Annotated in this window: 17 protein-coding genes; 4 read left to right on the top strand and 13 right to left on the bottom strand. The window is 74.0% G+C overall.

Translation table 11 applies throughout. The features are described from left to right. Positions 1 to 5 precede the first annotated feature (5 nt). Complete coding sequence (locus AB0B63_RS30135; protein ID WP_357024939.1) at positions 6 to 920, top strand: ROK family protein; 915 nt, start codon at positions 6 to 8, stop codon at positions 918 to 920. Between the two features lie 89 nt (positions 921 to 1,009). Here the strand turns inward: AB0B63_RS30135 and AB0B63_RS30130 are convergent, their stop codons facing one another. From AB0B63_RS30130 to AB0B63_RS30090, 9 genes are all read right to left on the bottom strand, one after another. Continuing rightward, on the bottom strand, positions 1,010 to 1,636 hold the full coding sequence (locus AB0B63_RS30130; protein ID WP_357024903.1) for a lipoprotein: 627 nt from the start codon (positions 1,634 to 1,636) through the stop codon (positions 1,010 to 1,012). 213 nt (positions 1,637 to 1,849) lie between these two features. After that, positions 1,850 to 3,076, bottom strand: a complete 1,227-nt coding sequence (gene fabF, locus AB0B63_RS30125) for a beta-ketoacyl-ACP synthase II (RefSeq protein WP_357024900.1) — start codon at positions 3,074 to 3,076, stop codon at positions 1,850 to 1,852. Position 3,077: 1 nt separating this feature from the next. Further along, positions 3,078 to 3,317 carry an acyl carrier protein gene (locus tag AB0B63_RS30120; RefSeq protein WP_067313076.1) on the bottom strand — a complete coding sequence of 80 codons (240 nt, stop codon included), beginning with the start codon at positions 3,315 to 3,317 and terminating at the stop codon, positions 3,078 to 3,080. 76 nt (positions 3,318 to 3,393) lie between these two features. Continuing rightward, complete coding sequence (locus AB0B63_RS30115) at positions 3,394 to 4,338, bottom strand: beta-ketoacyl-ACP synthase III (protein ID WP_208568922.1); 945 nt, start codon at positions 4,336 to 4,338, stop codon at positions 3,394 to 3,396. Beyond that, entirely contained in the window at positions 4,335 to 5,504 is a 1,170-nt protein-coding gene (locus AB0B63_RS30110) for an acyltransferase domain-containing protein (RefSeq protein ID WP_357024896.1), read from the bottom strand. The genes AB0B63_RS30115 and AB0B63_RS30110 overlap by 4 nt, the downstream gene beginning before the upstream one ends. A 133-nt stretch (positions 5,505 to 5,637) precedes the next feature. Then, positions 5,638 to 6,828, bottom strand: a complete 1,191-nt coding sequence (locus AB0B63_RS30105; protein ID WP_208568955.1) for a helix-turn-helix domain-containing protein — start codon at positions 6,826 to 6,828, stop codon at positions 5,638 to 5,640. A 123-nt stretch (positions 6,829 to 6,951) separates the two neighbouring features. Then, positions 6,952 to 8,031 (bottom strand): cellulose binding domain-containing protein, encoded by a 1,080-nt coding sequence (locus tag AB0B63_RS30100; RefSeq protein ID WP_357024893.1) that lies wholly within the window; start codon positions 8,029 to 8,031, stop codon positions 6,952 to 6,954. Between the two features lie 204 nt (positions 8,032 to 8,235). After that, positions 8,236 to 8,901, bottom strand: coding sequence for a response regulator transcription factor (locus AB0B63_RS30095; protein ID WP_219464125.1), 666 nt, complete (start codon positions 8,899 to 8,901; stop codon positions 8,236 to 8,238). Beyond that, positions 8,898 to 10,088 (bottom strand): histidine kinase, encoded by a 1,191-nt coding sequence (locus AB0B63_RS30090; protein WP_208568926.1) that lies wholly within the window; start codon positions 10,086 to 10,088, stop codon positions 8,898 to 8,900. Before AB0B63_RS30090 ends, AB0B63_RS30095 begins: the two co-directional genes overlap by 4 nt. Before the next feature lie 194 nt (positions 10,089 to 10,282). Here AB0B63_RS30090 and AB0B63_RS30085 point away from each other — a divergent pair, with 194 nt between their 5' ends. Both AB0B63_RS30085 and AB0B63_RS30080 read left to right on the top strand, forming a co-directional pair. Next, the gene (locus AB0B63_RS30085; protein ID WP_208568927.1) at positions 10,283 to 10,822 is read left to right on the top strand and encodes a hypothetical protein; all 540 of its coding nucleotides are present in this window, start codon (positions 10,283 to 10,285) and stop codon (positions 10,820 to 10,822) included. Between the two features lie 103 nt (positions 10,823 to 10,925). Then, on the top strand, positions 10,926 to 11,282 hold the full coding sequence (locus tag AB0B63_RS30080; RefSeq protein WP_208568928.1) for a hypothetical protein: 357 nt from the start codon (positions 10,926 to 10,928) through the stop codon (positions 11,280 to 11,282). Positions 11,283 to 11,480: 198 nt separating this feature from the next. Here AB0B63_RS30080 and AB0B63_RS30075 read toward each other — a convergent pair whose 3' ends face one another. After that, positions 11,481 to 12,143: a hypothetical protein gene (locus AB0B63_RS30075; protein ID WP_208568929.1), complete on the bottom strand. Its 663-nt coding sequence runs from the start codon at positions 12,141 to 12,143 to the stop codon at positions 11,481 to 11,483. Between the two features lie 255 nt (positions 12,144 to 12,398). On the opposite strand from AB0B63_RS30075, the gene AB0B63_RS30070 reads away from it, so the two are divergent. Next, positions 12,399 to 12,983 carry a copper resistance CopC family protein gene (locus AB0B63_RS30070; protein WP_357024888.1) on the top strand — a complete coding sequence of 195 codons (585 nt, stop codon included), beginning with the start codon at positions 12,399 to 12,401 and terminating at the stop codon, positions 12,981 to 12,983. Positions 12,984 to 13,055: 72 nt separating this feature from the next. Here the strand turns inward: AB0B63_RS30070 and gltX are convergent, their stop codons facing one another. The 3 genes from gltX to AB0B63_RS30055 form a co-directional block, all read right to left on the bottom strand. Next, positions 13,056 to 14,453 carry a glutamate--tRNA ligase gene (gene gltX, locus AB0B63_RS30065; RefSeq protein ID WP_208568956.1) on the bottom strand — a complete coding sequence of 466 codons (1,398 nt, stop codon included), beginning with the start codon at positions 14,451 to 14,453 and terminating at the stop codon, positions 13,056 to 13,058. A gap of 148 nt (positions 14,454 to 14,601) precedes the next feature. Continuing rightward, positions 14,602 to 15,879 (bottom strand): MFS transporter, encoded by a 1,278-nt coding sequence (locus AB0B63_RS30060; protein ID WP_357024885.1) that lies wholly within the window; start codon positions 15,877 to 15,879, stop codon positions 14,602 to 14,604. Further along, positions 15,876 to 17,201 (bottom strand): GH1 family beta-glucosidase, encoded by a 1,326-nt coding sequence (locus AB0B63_RS30055; RefSeq protein WP_357024882.1) that lies wholly within the window; start codon positions 17,199 to 17,201, stop codon positions 15,876 to 15,878. Before AB0B63_RS30055 ends, AB0B63_RS30060 begins: the two co-directional genes overlap by 4 nt. Positions 17,202 to 17,288: the final 87 nt, after the last annotated feature.

Below are 17,288 nucleotides of genomic sequence, written 5' to 3'. Positions count from 1 at the left end.
TGAGCATGCGACTGGCCGGCCGGGCCGCCGCCGGCACCCGCACCGACGAGCGGCTGCTCGGCATCGACTTCGGCGGCACCAAGATGGCCGTCGGGGTGGCCGACGGCACCGGTCGGCTGCTGGCCCACCGGCGGATCGCCACCCACGCCGAGCGGGGCGCCCCGCAGGCGTTGGACCGGGCGCTGGAGTTGGCGGCCACGCTGGTCGCCGAGGTCGGCGGACCACTCGTGGCGGCCGGGGTGGCCTCACCGGGGGTGGTCCGCCCCGACGGCATCGACCTGGCCCCGAACGTGCCCGGCTGGGAACGGTTGCGACTGGCCGACGCCGTGTCCGCCGCCCTCGGGGTGGCCCGGGTGGCGGTGGACAACGACCTGAACGCCGCCGCCCTGGCCGAGCTGCGCCTCGGCGCGCTGCGTGACGCCGACCCCGGGCTGGTGGTGGGGATCGGCACCGGCGTGGCGGCGGCGGTCACCGTCGGCGGCCGGGTCCTCGCCGGGCATCGGGGCGCGGCCGGCGAGATCGGGTACGCGGTGGCCGGCGGCCCCTGGCCGGGCACCATGCTGGAGCTGGACTTCTCCGGCCGGGCGCTGGACCGGTTGGCCGACGAGCTGGGGGTGGCCGGGCACGCGGCCGGGCTGGCCGCCGCCGCCGAGCTGCCCGGCGTGGCCCGTGACGCGCTCACCGCCCGGGTCGACGAGCTGGCCCGGCACCTGGTCACCTGCTGCCTGCTGCTCGATCCGCAGCGGGTGGTGCTGGTCGGCGGGGTGGCCGGCAGCGCGCTGATCCGGGGGCTGCTCGTCGACCGGCTGGCCGAGGTGCTCCCGAACCGCCCCGACGTGGTGCTGTCCCGGTTCGCCGACGACGCGGCGCTGCTCGGCGCGGTCACCCTGGCCCGGGAGGCGGTGCCGGCACCCCGCTGACCGGCCACCTGTGCGTCCGGCCGCGAGGGGGCGGACCGGTCGGCCCGTGCGTCCGGCCCACCCTCGGGCGGGCCGGACGCACGGCGCGGTCACTTCGGCAGGTCGGCGCTCGACTTCGCCAGCTGGTACGCCGGCAGCATCTCCTCGAACTCCTCGGCGTCCAGGCCGTCGAGGGTGATCATCAGCGTGCCGTACAGGGTGGACACCAGGATCGCCCGGTTGGGTTCGCCGTCCTCGGTCCAGGTGGCCTCGAAGGCGTCCAGCGGGCCGGCCTTGGTCCGCCGGTACTGCTGCTCCTTCGGGCTGTTGAACGCGGCGAGGTACTTGTCCACGGTGACCTGCGGGTTCAGCGGCGCGGCCCCGGTGATCTGCCAGACCCGCAGGAAACCGATGTTCCCGGCCGGCTTCGCGTCGATCTCGCACAGCGGCACGGCCGGGCCGAGCTTGAGATCGGCCCCGCCCTTCACCGCCTTGACCTTCCACTTCGCCGGCACCGAGAAGGTCATCGACAGCGTGCAGGCGCTGCCTTTCGGGCCGACCGTGGTGGCGGCGGCGGCCGGGGCGACGTCGTCGTACCACGGTGGACCGGCGGCGACCGGCGAGGCGGTCGGGCTGGTCGACGGCGCGGGCGTCGTCGCCCGCTCCGTGGTGTCACCGGCGCAGCCGGCGGTGAGGGTGAGGGTGAGCGCGGCAAGTGCGGTCGTACGTCGGATCATCGTCCCGTTTCCCCGTTGGAGTTGCCGCCGTCGGTTGCGGCGGCCGACGGATGCTAGCCGACGGATGGCCGGCCCTGCTGACCGTTTGCGGCGACCAAGCCCATGATCACTGCACGGTTTCCGCGGATCCGCCCCACCGCTCGCCGCCCGACCACGCTGGACGCCGACGGCCCGGCACCCCGAGGGGGCCGGGCCGTCAGACTGCTGCTGCCGTCAGGAGCGGGTGAAGACCAGAGCGACGTTGTGGCCGCCGAAGCCGAACGAGTTGTTCAGCGCCGCCGGCACGTCCAGGTGGCGGACCTTGTTCGCGGCCACGTCCATGTCGAGGCCGTCGTCCGGGTCGTCCAGGTTGATCGTCGGCGGGATGACGCCGTCGCGGATGGTCAGGATGGTGGCGATCGACTCCAACGCGCCGGCCGCGCCGAGCAGGTGCCCGGTCATCGACTTGGTGGCGGTCAGCACCGGATGGTCACCGAGCGCCCGGTGCAGCGCCTTGATCTCGGCCAGGTCGCCCACCGGCGTCGAGGTGGCGTGCGCGTTGACGTGCACGATGTCGGCCTTGGCCACGTCCGCGTCGGCGATCGCCTTGGCGATGGCCCGGATCGCGCCGGCCCCCTCGGGGTGCGGCTGGACGATGTCGTACCCGTCGGAGGTGATGCCCGCACCGGCGAGCCGGGCGTAGACGTGCGCGCCCCGGGCGGCGGCGTGGTCGGCGCGCTCCAACACCAGGATGCCGGCGCCCTCGCCGAGGACGAAGCCGTCGCGGCTCTTGTCCCACGGCCGGGAGGCCTGCTCCGGCTCGTCGTTACGGGTCGACATGGCCCGCATGGAGCTGAACCCGGCGATCGGCAGTGGGTGGATGACCGCCTCGGTGCCGCCGGCCACCACCACGTCGGCCCGACCGGACCGGATCATGTCCAGGCCGAGTGCGATCGCCTCCGCGCCGGTCGCGCAGGCGCTCGCCACCGAGTGCACCCCGGCCTGCGCGCCCAGCTCCAACCCCACCCAGGCGGCGGGACCGTTGGGCATCAGCATCGGGATGGTGTGCGGGGAGACCCGGCGCGGGCCGGACGCCTCCAGGATGTCGTCCTGCGCGAGCAGGGTCAGGGCGCCCCCGATGCCCGAGCCGACGCTGGCCCCCAACCGCTCCGGGTCGAGCCCGGAGTCGGCGAGCCCGGAGTCCGCCCAGGCCTGCTGCGCCGCGATGAGCGCGATCGCCTCGGAGCGGTCCAGCCGGCGCAGCTTGACCCGGTCCAGCACCTCGGTCGGCTCCACCGCGAGTTGGGCGGCGATCCGGACCGGGAGCTGGCCGGCCCACTCCTGGGTGAGCGGACCCACCCCGGAGCGGCCGGCGAGCATGGCGTCCCAGGTCGACGCGACGTCCCCGCCCAGCGGGGTGGTCGCGCCGAGCCCGGTGACGACGACGTCGATGCGACTCATCTCAGGACTGCGCCTCGATGAAGCTGACGGCGTCCCCGACGGTCTTCAGGTTCTGCACCTCGTTGTCCGGGATCTTGACGCCGAACTTCTCCTCGGCGGCGACCACGACCTCCACCATCGACAGCGAGTCGACGTCGAGGTCGTCGGTGAAGGACTTCCCCTCGGCCACGTCGTCCGGGTTCACCCCGGCAACCTCTTCGAGGATCTCGGCGAGGCCGGAGGTGATCTCGTCACGGGTCATTGCGGTGGGTTCCTCTCATCGGGGTTTGTTCTCCGCCGGATGGCGGTGCGCCGCGGTCGCCGACCACGGCGGGTCTTCAGGGGCAGCGGACGACCTGACCGGCGTAGGTCAGACCGCCGCCGAAACCGAACAGCAGCACCGGTGCGCCCGAGGGCACCTCCCGGCGCTCGACCAGCTTGGACAGGGCCAGCGGCACGCTCGCCGCCGAGGTGTTGCCGGACTCGACGATGTCCTTGGCGATGATCGCCTGCGGGATGTTCAGCCGCTTGGCGATGCCGTCGATGATCCGCGAGTTGGCCTGGTGCGGCACGAACGCGGCCAGCTCGGACGGGTCGACGCCGGCCTTCTCGCACGCCTGCAGGGCCAGCGGGGCCAGCGCGGTGGTGGCCCAGCGGAACACCGACTGCCCCTCCTGCGCGATGTACGGCCGCCAGCCCTCGATGCGTACCGCGTCGCTCTTGTCCGGTGCGGAGCCCCACACCACCGGGCCGATCCCGGCCGGCTCGTCGCCGGTGGTGGCGGTGACCACCGCGGCACCCGCGCCGTCGGCGAAGATGATGCAGGTGGAGCGGTCCGTCCAGTCGGTGAAGTCGGAGAGCTTCTCCGCGCCGATGACCAGCGCGTTGCGCGACGCGCCGGCCCGGATGGCGTGGTCGACGGTGCCCAGCGCGTAGGCGAAGCCGGAGCAGGCGGTGTTGAGGTCGAACGCGCCCGGGGCGGTGATGCCCAGCTTGGCGGCGACCCGGCAGGCCACGTTGGGGCTGCGGTCGATCGAGGTGCAGGTGGCGACGACCACCAGATCGATGTCGGCGGCGGTGAGGCCCGAGTTGGCAAGCGCCTTGTCGGCGGCGGCGGTGGCCATGTCGGCCACCGTCTCGCCGTCGGCGATGCGCCGGCTGGCGATGCCGACCCGGTCCCGGATCCACTCGTCGTTGGTGTCGACGAACTGGGCGATGTCGTTGTTGGTCACCACCCGGGAAGGCTGGTAGTGCCCGAGGGCGACGATCCGACTGCCGCTCATGCCTGGCCTCCGATGCGGGCGATGGGGCGGCCCGGCGCGACCGGGTCGTCCTGGTGGGCGAGCCACTCGGTGAGCGGGCCGCTGTCGTGGGCGGTCACCTCGACCGGCCCCTGCCGGGTGGTGATCTGCCCGAGCACCTGGCCGGTGCTCAGTTCGGCGCCCTCGGTGAGACCCTCCACCGGGGCGAAGGTGCCCACAGCGGGGGCGACGACGACCCGGGAGCGCGACGTCGGCCGGCGACCGGGCGGGCCGCTGTGCCGGGCGATCAGGTCCCGGGCGGCGGGCAGGTCGGCGGGGGTGTTCAGGGTGACGATCTCCGGTGCACCGGTGCCCTTGAGCTCCCGCTTGACCAGCCCGGCGAGGGTGCCGGCCGGGGGGAGTTCGAGCACGCCGGTGACCCCCAGGTCGGCCAGCGTCCGCATGCACAGGTCCCAGCGCACCGGCGCGGTGACCTGCCGGACCAGCCGGTGGACCAGTTCCCGGCCGTGCGGGACGGCAGTGCCGTCGAGGTCGGAGAGCAGGATCCGGACCGGGGCCGACGGGGTGATCCCGGCGGCGACGACGGCCAGCGCCTCCTCGGCGGGGGCCATGTAGGGGGTGTGGAACGCCCCGGCGACCTGGAGCCGGATGATCCGGGCCTTCGCGGGGGGCTCGGCGGCGAGCTTGTCCAGGGCGTCGAGCGTGCCGGCGGCCACCACCTGGCCACCGCCGTTGCGGTTGGCCGGGTGCAGCCCGTGGGTGGCCAGGGCGGCGAGCACCTCGTCCGGGTCGCCGCCGAGGACGGCGGCCATCCCGGTCGATTCCAGGGAACAGGCGGCGGCCATCTCCCGGCCGCGCACCCCGGCGAGGGTGATCGCCGTCTCGGCGGAGAACACCCCGGCCAGTGCGGCGGCGGCCAGCTCGCCGACGCTGTGCCCGGCGACCAGGTCCACGTCGTGCAGGGGCAGCTGCTCGGCGGCCAGCAGGGCCGAGGCCACCAGCAGCGGCTGGGTGCGGGCGGTGTCGCGGATCTCGTCGGCGTCCGCCTCGGTGCCGAGCCGGACCAGGTCGACCCCGGCCGGCACCGACCACCAACGCAGCCGTGACTCGACGCCACGCAGGGCGAGCCAGGGCGTCAGGAAGCCGGGCTTCTGGGAACCCTGGCCGGGAGAGAGGACGGCGAGCACGTCTATGACTCTTCCCGATACCCCCGGGTAAGCGCTGTGCGGGCTGACACCAAACCGCACTAGAAGTCTTGGAGGTTTCCTACAAACATCGGTGGTGATCGTCGTTCAGCGGTGCTGCTCAGGCTACCCGGGGTCATTTCTGGCTCGGCCCGGGTATCCCGGCCGGCGCGATCGGATCCAGCCGGCCCACCGTCAGCGCGACCTGGAGGGCGAACGCGTCCCGGGGGGTCAGGGGCGAGAATCCGGTCACCTCGGCGATCCGACGCAGTCGGTAACGCACGGTGTTGGGGTGGACGAACAGGGCACGGGCCGCGCTCTCCAGCGTCCCACCGGCGGCGAAGAAGGCGTCCAACGTCTCCAGCAGTTCGCCGCCGGCACGCACCAGGGCGGCGTACACGTCGTGGCGCAGCCGGCGGCGGGCCTCGGCGTCACCGGCGAGGGCCCGTTCGGGCAGCAGGTCCGCCGCCGGCACCGGCCGGGGCGCGGTCGGCCAGGCCGGCGCCGCCCGGTAGCCGGCCAACGCGGCCCGTGCCGAGTCCGTCGCCTCGTCCAGACTGGGTACGGCGGGACCGACCACCACCGGCCCGTCACCGAACCCGGGGAGCAGCTTCTCGGTGGCGGCCATCGGGTCGGCCGCGCCACCGAGCACGATCACCAGCCGGTCGCCGTGCACACCGCCGATCACCTCCACCCCGATCCGGCGGGCGTACCGGTAGACGGTGTGCAGCACGGCGGACACCTCCCCGCCGGGGGACCGCCCGACGGCCACCGCCACCGGTGGGGCGTCCGCCCAGCCCAGTGCGGCGGCCCGGCTGGCCAGCACGTCGGGGGAGTCCCCGCGCAGCAGGGCGTCGACCAGCAGCGCCTGCAACCGGGCGTCCCAGGAGCCCCGGGACTCGGCGGCGCGGGCGTACACCCGGGCGGCGGCGAAGGCGATCTCCCGGGAGAACCGCAGCACCGCCTCGCGTAGCTGCTGCTCCTCGCCGGGCGCGGCCAGGTGCGACACCTGCTCCTCGACCACGTCGATGGTCACCTTGATCAGCGCGACCGTCTGCTGGAGGCTGATCGACCGGGCCAGGGCCAGCGGCGCGGTGGCGAAGACCTCGTCGGACACCTCCTGGGTGCTGTCGGTGGTGCCACCGCCGGAACCCAGCCACTCGACCAGGGACCGGGCCCCGGCCTGCGCCACCAGCATCACCCAGGAGCGCTGCTCGGCCGGCAGCTCACGGAACCAGGGCAGACTCTCGTCCATCCGGGCCACGCTGGCCGTGGCCAGCGCCCCCGCCGCCCGTTCGATCCGGCGCAGGGTGGCCGTCAGTTCCATCCCGTCCGGCTCGCTCACCGCTCCAGCGTGACATGCCCTGAGCAGGGACTCGACGCCGGCTCCGGGGCGACCCGCCGGGGGCGGGCCACCGGCGGGTCGGGGTGCAGGTCGGCGGTGCGGAGTTCAGCTGGTGACGGTCAGGTGCACCACCCAGCGCACCTGGGGGGACGGGCAGGGGGTCGGCTGGTGCCGGCAGAGGTTGTCGGTGATGGTGGAGACGTCGACCCGGCCGGGGGCGGTCGCCACGTAGCGGGCGATGAGCGGCTGGCCGCTCGGGTAGCCGCCGGTCACCTCGGCGGGCACGACGACCCCGGCGGGGGAGAGCGTCGGGGGCAGGTAGTTGCTGGCCAGGCTCACCACGAGCGTGTCACCGACGCGCAGCGTGAGGTCACGCTGGTTGTCGGGCGCGGAGACGACGACGGTCTGCCCGGCGTCGGTCGGCGGCAGCTCGATGACCGCGACCTGCAGCCGCCACAGCACGCTCGCCGGGGCGCACGGCGGGGTGGTGTGCCGGCAGGCGTAGTCGGTGTGGGTGGTCAGCTCGGCGGTGCCCGGGGTCACGGCCCGCAGCGTCGCCACGAGGGGTTGCCCGGTCGGGAAGCCGCCGCTGGTCGACACGGGGGTCAGCGCGTTGCCGGTGGTGGTGACCGGCAGGTAGTCGGCCGGCAGGGTCACGCCCAGCGTCTGCCCGACGTACAGGGTGACGGTGCGCTGGTTGTCGATCTCGCGGACGGTGACGTCGGCCCCGGTCGGCGGGCTGGTGGTGGTCGGCGGGACGGCGTCGTTGGTGCAGCTCGGCGTGGGTGCGGTGGTGGGGCCGGCGAGCTGGACACCGAAGGTGGTCGACGCGCCCGACGGCAGCACCCCGTTGTACGGAGCGTTGGTCGCGGTCGCGGTGCCGCCCGTCGCGGCGATCGAGGTGTTCCAGGACGACACGATCCGTTGGCCGTCGGCGAGCGGCCAGGTGACCGTCCACCGGGTGGCGGTCGCCGACGAGGTGTTCGCGACGGTGAAGGTGACGATCTGGCCGCCACTCTCACCGCTGCCCCAGCGGGAGTCGACCCGGACCGTGGCGGTGCACCCGCCGGCCGGGGTGGCGGTGGCGGGCGTGCCACTGGCGATCGTGGTCATACCGAGGGCGGCGACGGTGGTGGCGGCGAGGATGCCGCCCGCCGTCAGGACGGACCGCCTGGAAGCGATCATGGCCATTCCTCCGATCCGGCTGATCTCCGGCCGGGCGCGGCGTCGGACGACAGGTGCTGGCCGGGAAGCCCCTGGTAACGCACCATATGACCGCCCGGGAGAGCAGTCAATAGATTTACATCAATGCGTGTGAAGCTCTCTGCGTGCCCCCCCGCTGACGGACCGGGTGCCACGTCGTCGGGGAGGTCGACCGGGCCGCCCGGGTCACGGCGGCGGCACCGGCAGGGCCAACTCCTGGGCCAGGATCGCCGCCTGCACCCGGCTGCGCAGCGCCAACTTCGCCAGGATCCGGCTGACATGGGTCTTGGCGGTGCTCTCCGCCACCGCCAGCCGGTCGGCGATCTGCTGGTTGGACAGGCCGCCGCCCAGACAGGCCAGCACGTCCCGCTCCCGGGGGGTCAACGCGGCCACGGCGGCCCGCTCCGCCCCACCGACGCCCGGCGCGGTCGCCGCGAAGGCCGCGATCAGACGCCGGGTCAGGGTCGGGGCGATCACCCCCTCACCCCGGGCGACCGTACGCACCGCCGCCACCAGCCCGGCCGCGTCGGTGTCCTTGAGCAGGAAACCGGCCGCCCCGGCACGCAGCGCGCCGAAGACGTACTCGTCGAGGTCGAAGGTGGTCAGGACCAGCACCTCGGCGGTGCCGGCGGCGACGATCTCCCGGGTCGCCGACACCCCGTCCAACCGGGGCATCCGGACGTCGAGCACCGCCACGTCGGGGCGCAGCTCCCGGCAGAGCCGGACCGCCGCCTCCCCGTCGGCCGCCTCGCCCACCACCTCGATCTCCGGCGCACCGGCCAGGATCAACACCAGACCGGCCCGCACCGCCGCCTGGTCGTCGGCCAGCACGACCCGCACCGGGGCGGTCACCCCGACGCCCCGGTGGGCAACGCCGCCCGGACCCGCCAACACCCGTCCCGCAGGCCACCGGTGAACTGCCCGTCGAGCAGGGTGGCCCGCTCCCGCATCCCGATCAGCCCCGCGCCGCCACCCGGCAGCCCCGCACCGACCGCCGCCGAGGCACCGGCCCCGCCGGAACCGACCGGGTTCTCCACCGTCACCACCACCTCCGTCGGCCGGTACGCCACGGTCAGCTCCGCCGTGCCCCTACCGTGGCGCAGCGCATTGGTCAACGACTCCTGCACGATCCGGTACGCCGCCAGGTCGACCCCGACCGGCAGCTCCCGGGACCGGCCCTCGACCGTCGTGCGGACCCGCAGACCGGCCGCAGCCATCCGGTCCAGCAGCTGGTCCAACTCGTCCAGGCGGACCCGGGTGGCCTCCTGCGCCGGATCGACGGACGGCTCCCGCAGAAACCCGATGACCTGCCGCATCTCGGCCATCCCCTGCACGCTGCTCTCCCGGATCACCCGCAGCGCAGCGTCGACCCGGGGCCGGTCCAGCCCGGGCGCGGCGAGCACGGCGGTGGCGTGCAGGGCCACCGCGCTGAGGTGGTTGGCCACCACGTCGTGCAGCTCGCGGGCCATCCGGGCCCGCTCGGCCAGCACCGCCTGCCGCCGGTCCAGCTCGACCAGCCGGGCGGTCTGCTCGGCGCGGGCCCGTTCGGCCGACGCCTGGTCCCGGTACTGCCGCACGCTGACCCCGGTGACCACCGGCAGGACCCCGAGCAGCGCGAACGGCACCCCGACGGCGGCACCCCGAAAACCCCAGACCAGCAGGCCGAGGGCGGTGCTGCCGACACTGAGCCCGACGGTGACCCGCAGCAGCCAGCGCCGCAACGGGGGTGGACCGTACACGCACGTGTCGTACAACACCTGGGTGTAGATCACGGTGCTGCCGACCGAGACGCCGAGCGCGGCGTCGGCCAGCACCGCCCCGGTGCCCACCGCCAGACCGGTCCGGGTCGCCACCCGGCGCAGCCCGACGGCCACGCTCACCGCCAGCAGCGGCAGCAGGAAACACACCCTCGGCACGTCCGGCGCCCAGGGGAACTGGGGTTGCAGACCGGCACCCCACACCGCCAGGCCGCCGATCAGGGAGGCCCCGGCCAGGGCCAGGTCGCGTCCCGGCCGGCCGGAGCCGGCCCAGCCCGGCATCCGCATGCTCCCGATCCCATCACACCCCCGGCCCGGTCCCCTCCGACCTGGGCAGGACACCGCGCGCCCGGCCGTCCGTCGAAGGAGGTACGCCGGGCCGCCGGTCCGTCGAACGATGGACCCGCAACTCGTCCCCGCCGGTGAGGTGGGTGCCGGCCCGCCCCGGCACGCTGGAACCGAACGGGGAGGTGTGCATGCTGCTGACGATCATCATCGGCTGCGAGATCGGATTCTGGGTGCTGCTCGTCGCCGGGCTGATCGCCCGGTACCCGCTGCGTCGACCCCGACTCGGGGCGGCGCTGCTGGTCTGCGTCCCGCTGGTCGACCTGGTGCTGCTGGTGGTGGCGGCGGTGGACCTGCGCCGGGGTGCCACCGCGGACGCCACCCACGGGCTGGCCGCCATCTACCTCGGCTTCTCGGTGGCGTTCGGGCACTCCCTGATCCGCTGGGCGGACCAGCGCTTCGCCCACCGGTTCGCGGGCGGGCCGCCGCCGGTGAAGCCGCCCCGGTACGGCTGGGCGCGGGCCCGGTACGAGTGGCGGGAGTGGGGGAAGGCGCTGCTCGGTTGGGCCGTCGCGTGTGCCCTGCTCGTCACCGCGATCGTGATCGTCGGTGACGACGAGCGCACCCGGGAGCTGTCGGACTGGATCCGAAACCTCACCGTCGGGCTGCTGATCTGGCTGGTCGCGTTCCCGGTCTGGGAGACGATCTTCCCGCGTCGACCCAAGTCCTGACACCGGGGTACGCGCTGCACGACGCGTCGGTGCCGGCCAGTACGGTGGCACTGCCGCGTCGGGGTGTCGTCGCGGCGCGCGACGCGAACGTGAGGAGACCGGGATGGCGCACGGGGAGGCCGACCACGGCTGCGCCCAGGGCGAGCCCTGCCGGCCGGGCCACCACGACCAGCCGGGGGCGGCCCGACCGCACCGCCGGCTGGCGACGGAACAGGTCTGTCGGGTGGCTGAGCGGGCCGACGACGAGGTGGCGCTGCCCCGCCAGCGGGGCACCGAGCCGGCCGACGCGCCGGTGTCCCGACCGGCGGCGGTGGAACCCGGTCCGCCGGGTCAGCCCGACGCGCCGACCCGGCACTGCCGCAGCGACCTGGCCGGATGGGCCGGTGCCCACCGGCACGGGCCGGTGCGGCCGGGCCGGCGTCCGCAGCGTCTCCAACGCCCGCCACAACGCTGGTGCTGACCGCCCGCCGCTGCTGTTGACCGCCCGCCGCTGGTGTTGACGCGGCGTCCGGCGCGACCTGCGTCGCCGCCGGTCGCCACGCTGAGCGGGTGTCTCGCCGACCGTCGGTGCCGAGGGGCGTCTCGCCGACCGCCGTGCCGAGCGGGCACGCAACCGCCGACCCCCGCCCCCCGAGGGTGCGGAGGTCGGCGGTGTGGATCAGCGGGTGCGGCGGCGGACCAGCAGGGCGATGCCCGCCAGGCCGACGGTGATCACCAGCATCACGCCGACGTTGAGCAGCAGCAGCCGCTGGAGTTCGTCGATCGCGTCGTCGAAACCCCGGCCGGGGTTCAGGGCCTCCTCCGGGAGCGTCCGCTCGCCGCCACCGACGCCACCGGTGACCGTGTCGGGTCGCCGTTCCAGCGGCACCCCGGCGGCGCGCAGCGTCTCGGACATGTTGAGCCGGCCCAGGAACCACCCGGCGGTGGTCTTGCGCGCGTCGGGCTGCTTGGCCGGCCGGAAGGCCCGGGGACCGCCCTTGGCCAGCGGATAGAGGTCGTACGTCTGCTTGGGCACGTCCCCGGCGAGCACCACGATGGTGTACTTCGGACCGAGGTCGGCCGGCTTGGGCCCCTTGGCCTCACCGGTGCGGCCGAACCAGCTGACCTGGTCGATGACCGCGACCACCTGGGTCGCAGCGGTGTCGGTGCGCAGGCGCAACGGCTCGGTCAACCCGACGCCGGTGATGTCCACCCCGGCGGGTGGCGTCTTCGGCGCCGCTCGGTGTGCCCCGGCCGGCTGCGCGGACACGCCGGTGGCCAGCACCGCCGCCGTCACGACCGTGGTGACCACTGAGAGTAGCCGCCTCACCCTGTCGACCATAGCCGCCTCCTCGCCCCGTTCGATGGATGGCTGTGCTGCGGGTCACGTGCGGGTCGGTCGACGTCGGTGATCGACCGGACGACACCGGCCCACCTCATAGACTTCATGGAACATCGCGCGGATGCAGCTCTGGGAACAATATGTGGAACTATCTGTGATCCTGGAACGACCAATGGGAAGCCGCGTGATCAGCGGGCGGATCGTACCTTTGCGGAGGGCTTCATGGGGGGCAGGGTCCCACGGTTGACGCGGGCGGTGCCAGTGCTCGTCGGCGTGGCGCTCGGCGTGGCGTTGCTGCCGGCGACGCCGGCGTTCGCGCATAACTCGCTTACCGGGAGCAATCCCGTCAACGGTGCCAAGGTGGCCACCGCGCCGGCCAAGGTCGAGCTGCGCTTTCTGGCCAAACTGGACCCCGAACGGACGAAGATCACAGTGGTCGGACCGGACAACGTCCCGGCCGCCGGTGGCGCACCGGCCTTCTCCGGCAGCCGGGTCAGCGTGCCGTTCTCCCCCGGGGCGGCCGGTCTCTACATCGTCGGATACCAACTGCCCTCCAACGACGGGCACCCGGTCAAGGGGGAGGTGCGGTTCACCCTCACCACCGGCACCGCCGCCGCACCCCCGTCGGTCACCCCGACGACCGGCACCACCCCGACAGCCGGCACCACCCCGACGCCGAGCAGCAGCCCGGCCCCCGCCTCCCCGTCGACCACCCCGGTCGCCGCCGCCGGCACCGACGACACCGGTCGGGGCTGGCTCTGGGCGGCCGGCGGCCTGGTGCTGCTGGCCGCGCTCGCCGCCGGCCTGTTCCTGCGCCGACGCCGCTCCGCCCGCCCCTGACCGGCCCCGCCCCTGACCGGGTACGGCGAGGGCCCGCCGGGAAACGGCGGGCCCTGACAGGTGCCGTGGTGGTCAGACCAGGCGGAGTCGGGCGGCGCGCAGCCGGGTCAGGGTGCGTTCCCGACCGAGCACCTCCAACGACTCGAACAGCGGCAGCCCGACGGTGCGGCCGGTGACCGCCACCCGGACCGGGGCCTGCGCCTTACCCAGCTTGAGGCCACGCTCCGCGCCGACCGCCTCCAACGTCGACTTCAGCGACGCCGCGTCCCAGGACGCCAGCTCCGTGTAGCCGGCGACGGCCGCGTCGAGCAGGTCGGCAGCACCCTCCTTCATCGCCTTGGCCCAGGCCGCCTCGTCGATCAGCGGCTCGGCGAGGAAGAGGAAGTCGACGTTCGGCACGATCTCGCTGAGCACCGCGATCCGGGTCTGCGCCAGCGGGGCCACCGCCGCGAAGGCGTCGGCGTCGAACTCCGCCGGCTGCCACGGCGGCGGCGCGATGGTGCCGGTGCCGGTCAGCCAGGGCTGGCAGGCGGCCACGAACTCGTCGACCGGCAGCGCCCGGATGTACTCGCCGTTGAACGCGCGCAGCTTCTTCTCGTCGAAGAAGGCGGGGGAGGGGTTGACCTCGGTCAACCGGAACTCCTCCTCGATCACCGACCAGGGCACGATCTCCCGGTCGCCCGACGGCGCCCAGCCGAGCAGCATCAGGTAGTTGCGCATCGCGGCGGCGAGGTAACCCTCGTCCCGGTACGCCTCCAGGGCCACCTTGTCGCGCCGCTTGGAGAGCTTCTGCCGCTTCTCGTTGACCACCACCGGTACGTGCGCCCAGATCGGCGGCTTGACGCCCAGCGCGTCCCAGAGCAGCTGCTGCTTCGGGGTGTTCGGCAGGTGCTCCTCGGCCCGGATCACGTGGGTGATCCCCATCGTCATGTCGTCCACGACGTTGGCGAGCAGGAACACCGCGGAGCCGTCGCCGCGGGCGATGACGAAGTCCTCGATCAGCTTGTTCTCGAACGTCGGCTCGCCCCGGATCAGGTCGACCACCACGGTCGTGCCCTCGTCGGGGGTACGGAAGCGCAACGCCCGCCCCTCGCCCGGCGGCAGGCCCCGGTCCCGGCAGAAGCCGTCGTAGCCCTGGTACTGCGAGCCGGTACGCGCCTGCACCGCCTCGCGGGTGCAGTCGCAGTAGTAGGCCCGCCCGGCGTCGTGCAGCCGCTGGGCGGCGGCCCGGTGCTCACCGGCGTACGCGGACTGGAAGTAGGGGCCCTCGTAGGTGTCGCGGGCGATGCCGATCCAGTCCAGCGCGGACAGGATCCCCTCGGTCCACTCGGGCCGGTTGCGGGCGGCGTCGGTGTCCTCGACGCGCAGCACGAACACCCCGCCCTGCTGCTTGGCGTAGATCCAGTTCTGCAGCGCCGAGCGGGCGCCGCCGACGTGGAACATACCGGTCGGGGAAGGGGCGAAGCGCACACGTACCGTCACGCCGTCCAGCCTACGGCCGGCCGCGACCCGGTTTCCCCAGGGGGCCGGACGCCGTTGCCGGGCCGGCCGCCGACGGGCGGTCCCGACCTGCGGGCGGCGGCGACCCGGCCCGGACCGGCCGGGTCGCCGCCGGGGGTCAGCGCACGCCCCGGATCTTGAGGACCAGGGCGCTGCCGAGCAGGGTGACCACGGCGGTCACGGCGTACAGCGTGGGGTAGCCACCCAGGTGGACCACGATCGGGGCGGACAGCGCCGGGCCGAGCACCTGGGGAGCCGAGTTCGCGATGTTGATCACGCCGAGGTCCTTGGCCCGGTCGGTGGCGCGCGGCAGCACCTCGGTGATCAGCGCCGCGTCGACCGACAGGTAGACGCCGTAGCCGGCACCGAGCAGCACGGCCGCGACCAGCGCCATCGACCAGGTCGGCGCGACCGCCAGCAGCAGCGCGGCCACCGCCATCACCACCCCGGAGACGATCACGTAGACCTTGCGCCGGCCGGAGCGGTCCGACAGCATCCCGGAGACCACGGCGGTGAGCATCATGCCCAGGGTGTAGAGCAGGATCAGCACCAGCAGCCCACCCTCGGGATCGGGGTAGCGCACCCCGTCGGTGAGGAAGTACAGCAGGTAGAGGGTGCCCAGGGCGTTGCCGATCTGCACCAGGAACCGGGTGATCCAGGCCCAGGCGAAGTCGGGGTGCCGGCGTGGGTCGATCCACATCGAGGCGACCAGCGTGCGCAGCCGCAGCGGTGGGCGGTGTTCCCGGGGCAGCGGGTCGTCGGGGGTGAGGAACGCGAACGGCAGCGACAGCAGCAGCACCGCCAGCGCCATCGCCGTGTAGCCGGGGACGGTGCCGCTGACCAGGGCGGTGACCAGCGCCGCGCCGAGCACCAGGCCGAGCGCCTGCGGGATGCCCACCCACCCGGAGACCCCGCCGCGCTGCACCACCGGCACCCGGTCGGGGATGCCGGCGGTGAGGCTGGCCAGCATCGCGTTGAAGCAGACCTGGGCGGCGACCCAGCCCAGCGCCACCCCGGCGATGGTCTGCTGCCGGGCCAGCAGCACCAGCGCCAGCGCGCCGAGCACCGCGCCGCCGGCGGTCCAGACGTGCCGGCGGCCGAACTCCCGCCCGCCGATGCGCAGGCAGGTGCGGTCCGACAGCGCCCCGGCGAGCGGGTTGGCCAGCACCGCCGCGAGCGCGCCCAGCCCGGTGACGACGGCCAGCATCGCCTCCTTGTGGTCCGGCGAGATCCGTTCCACCTGCTGGGGCAGCAGCACCTGGATGGGGGTGAAGAAGGCCATCCACACCCCGAGGTTGGCCGCGAAGATCAACGCGATCCAGTTGCGCCGGACCGGGACGACCGGGTCGGCGAGCGCCGCCGGCAGCGAGGCCGGCGTCGGGTCGACGGTGGTCACCCCCGGCCGACCTGGGACCGGTACCAGGCGTACGAGGACTTCGGGGTCCGGGTGCCGGTGGCGAAGTCGACGTGCACCAGACCGAAGCGCTTGGTGAAGCCCTCCGCCCACTCCCAGTTGTCCAGCAGCGACCAGACGAAGTACCCGGTCACGTCGACACCCTCGTCGATGGCGGCGAGGACGGCGCGCAGGTGCCCGTCGAGGTAGGCGATCCGGTCCGGGTCGGACACCTGACCGTCGGCGTCCGGGACGTCGTCGTAGGCGCAGCCGCCCTCGGTGACCTGGATCGGCGGCAGCGCGTCGCCGTACCGGTCGCGCAGGCCGACGAGCAGGGTACGCAGCCCGTCCGGCACCACCGGCCAGTCGAACGCGGTACGCGGGTAGCCCTCCAGCGGGACCAGCTCGAACGGCAGCGGGGAGTCCTCCTCGGGGGCGCGTACCCCGGTCGGGTTGTAGTAGTTGACCCCGAGCACGTCCAGCGGCGCGGCGATCACCGCGAGGTCGCCGTCGCGGACCACGCCCGGGTCGAAGCCGTCCGGGTAGCCCCGGCCCAGCAGCGGGTCGGTGAACAGGTGGTTGTGCAGGGCGTCGTACGCCGCCGCGGCGGCATGGTCGGCGTCGGTGTCGCCGTGCCGGACGACAGGCGAGTAGTTGTTGGCGATGGCCACCGGTGCGGTGCTGTGGGCGCGCAGCGCGGTCACCGCCAGCCCGTGCCCGAGCAGTTGGTGGTGGGCGGCGGGGAAGGAGTCGAAGAGCAGGGTCTGGCCGGGGGCGTGTTCCCCGGTGCCGTGGCCGAGGCTCAGGTGGATGAACGGCTCGTTGAGGGTGATCCAGAGTTTCACCCGGTCGCCGAGGCGGGCGGCGGTCACGTCGGCGTAGTCGGCGAAGTGGGCGGCGGTGTCCCGGTTGAGCCAGCCGCCGGCGTCCTGGAGCGGCTGGGGCAGGTCCCAGTGGAACAGGGTGGCGACCGGGTCGATGCCGGCGGCGAGCAGGTCGTCAACGAGCCGGTCGTAGAAGTCCAGGCCGGCGGCGTTGACCGGGCCGGTGCCGCCGGGGCGGACCCGGGGCCAGGCGATCGAGAACCGGTACGCCGACACCCCGAGCCCGGCCAGCAGCGCGACGTCCTCCCGGTGCCGGTGGTAGTGGTCGCAGGCCACGTCGCCGGTGCTGCCGTCGATGATCCGGCCGGGGGTGTGCGCGAAGGTGTCCCAGATGGACGGTCCCCGGCCGTCGGCGGTGGCGCCTCCCTCGATCTGGTACGCGGAGGTGGACACCCCCCAACGGAAGCCGGCGGGGAAACCGGGGATCGGTGCGGTCGTCATCCACCCTCCCAGAACGCGAAACGTGTTCGCACTCTAGGGCGCGCAGCCCGGGAGCGCCATAGGTGCGGGGCAATGCGGGCGCAAGGG

It is taken from the genome of Micromonospora sp. NPDC049081, assembly GCF_040648835.1.
GTDB lineage: Bacteria > Actinomycetota > Actinomycetes > Mycobacteriales > Micromonosporaceae > Micromonospora > Micromonospora antibiotica.
This window is presented reverse-complemented; position numbering and strand designations above follow the sequence as displayed.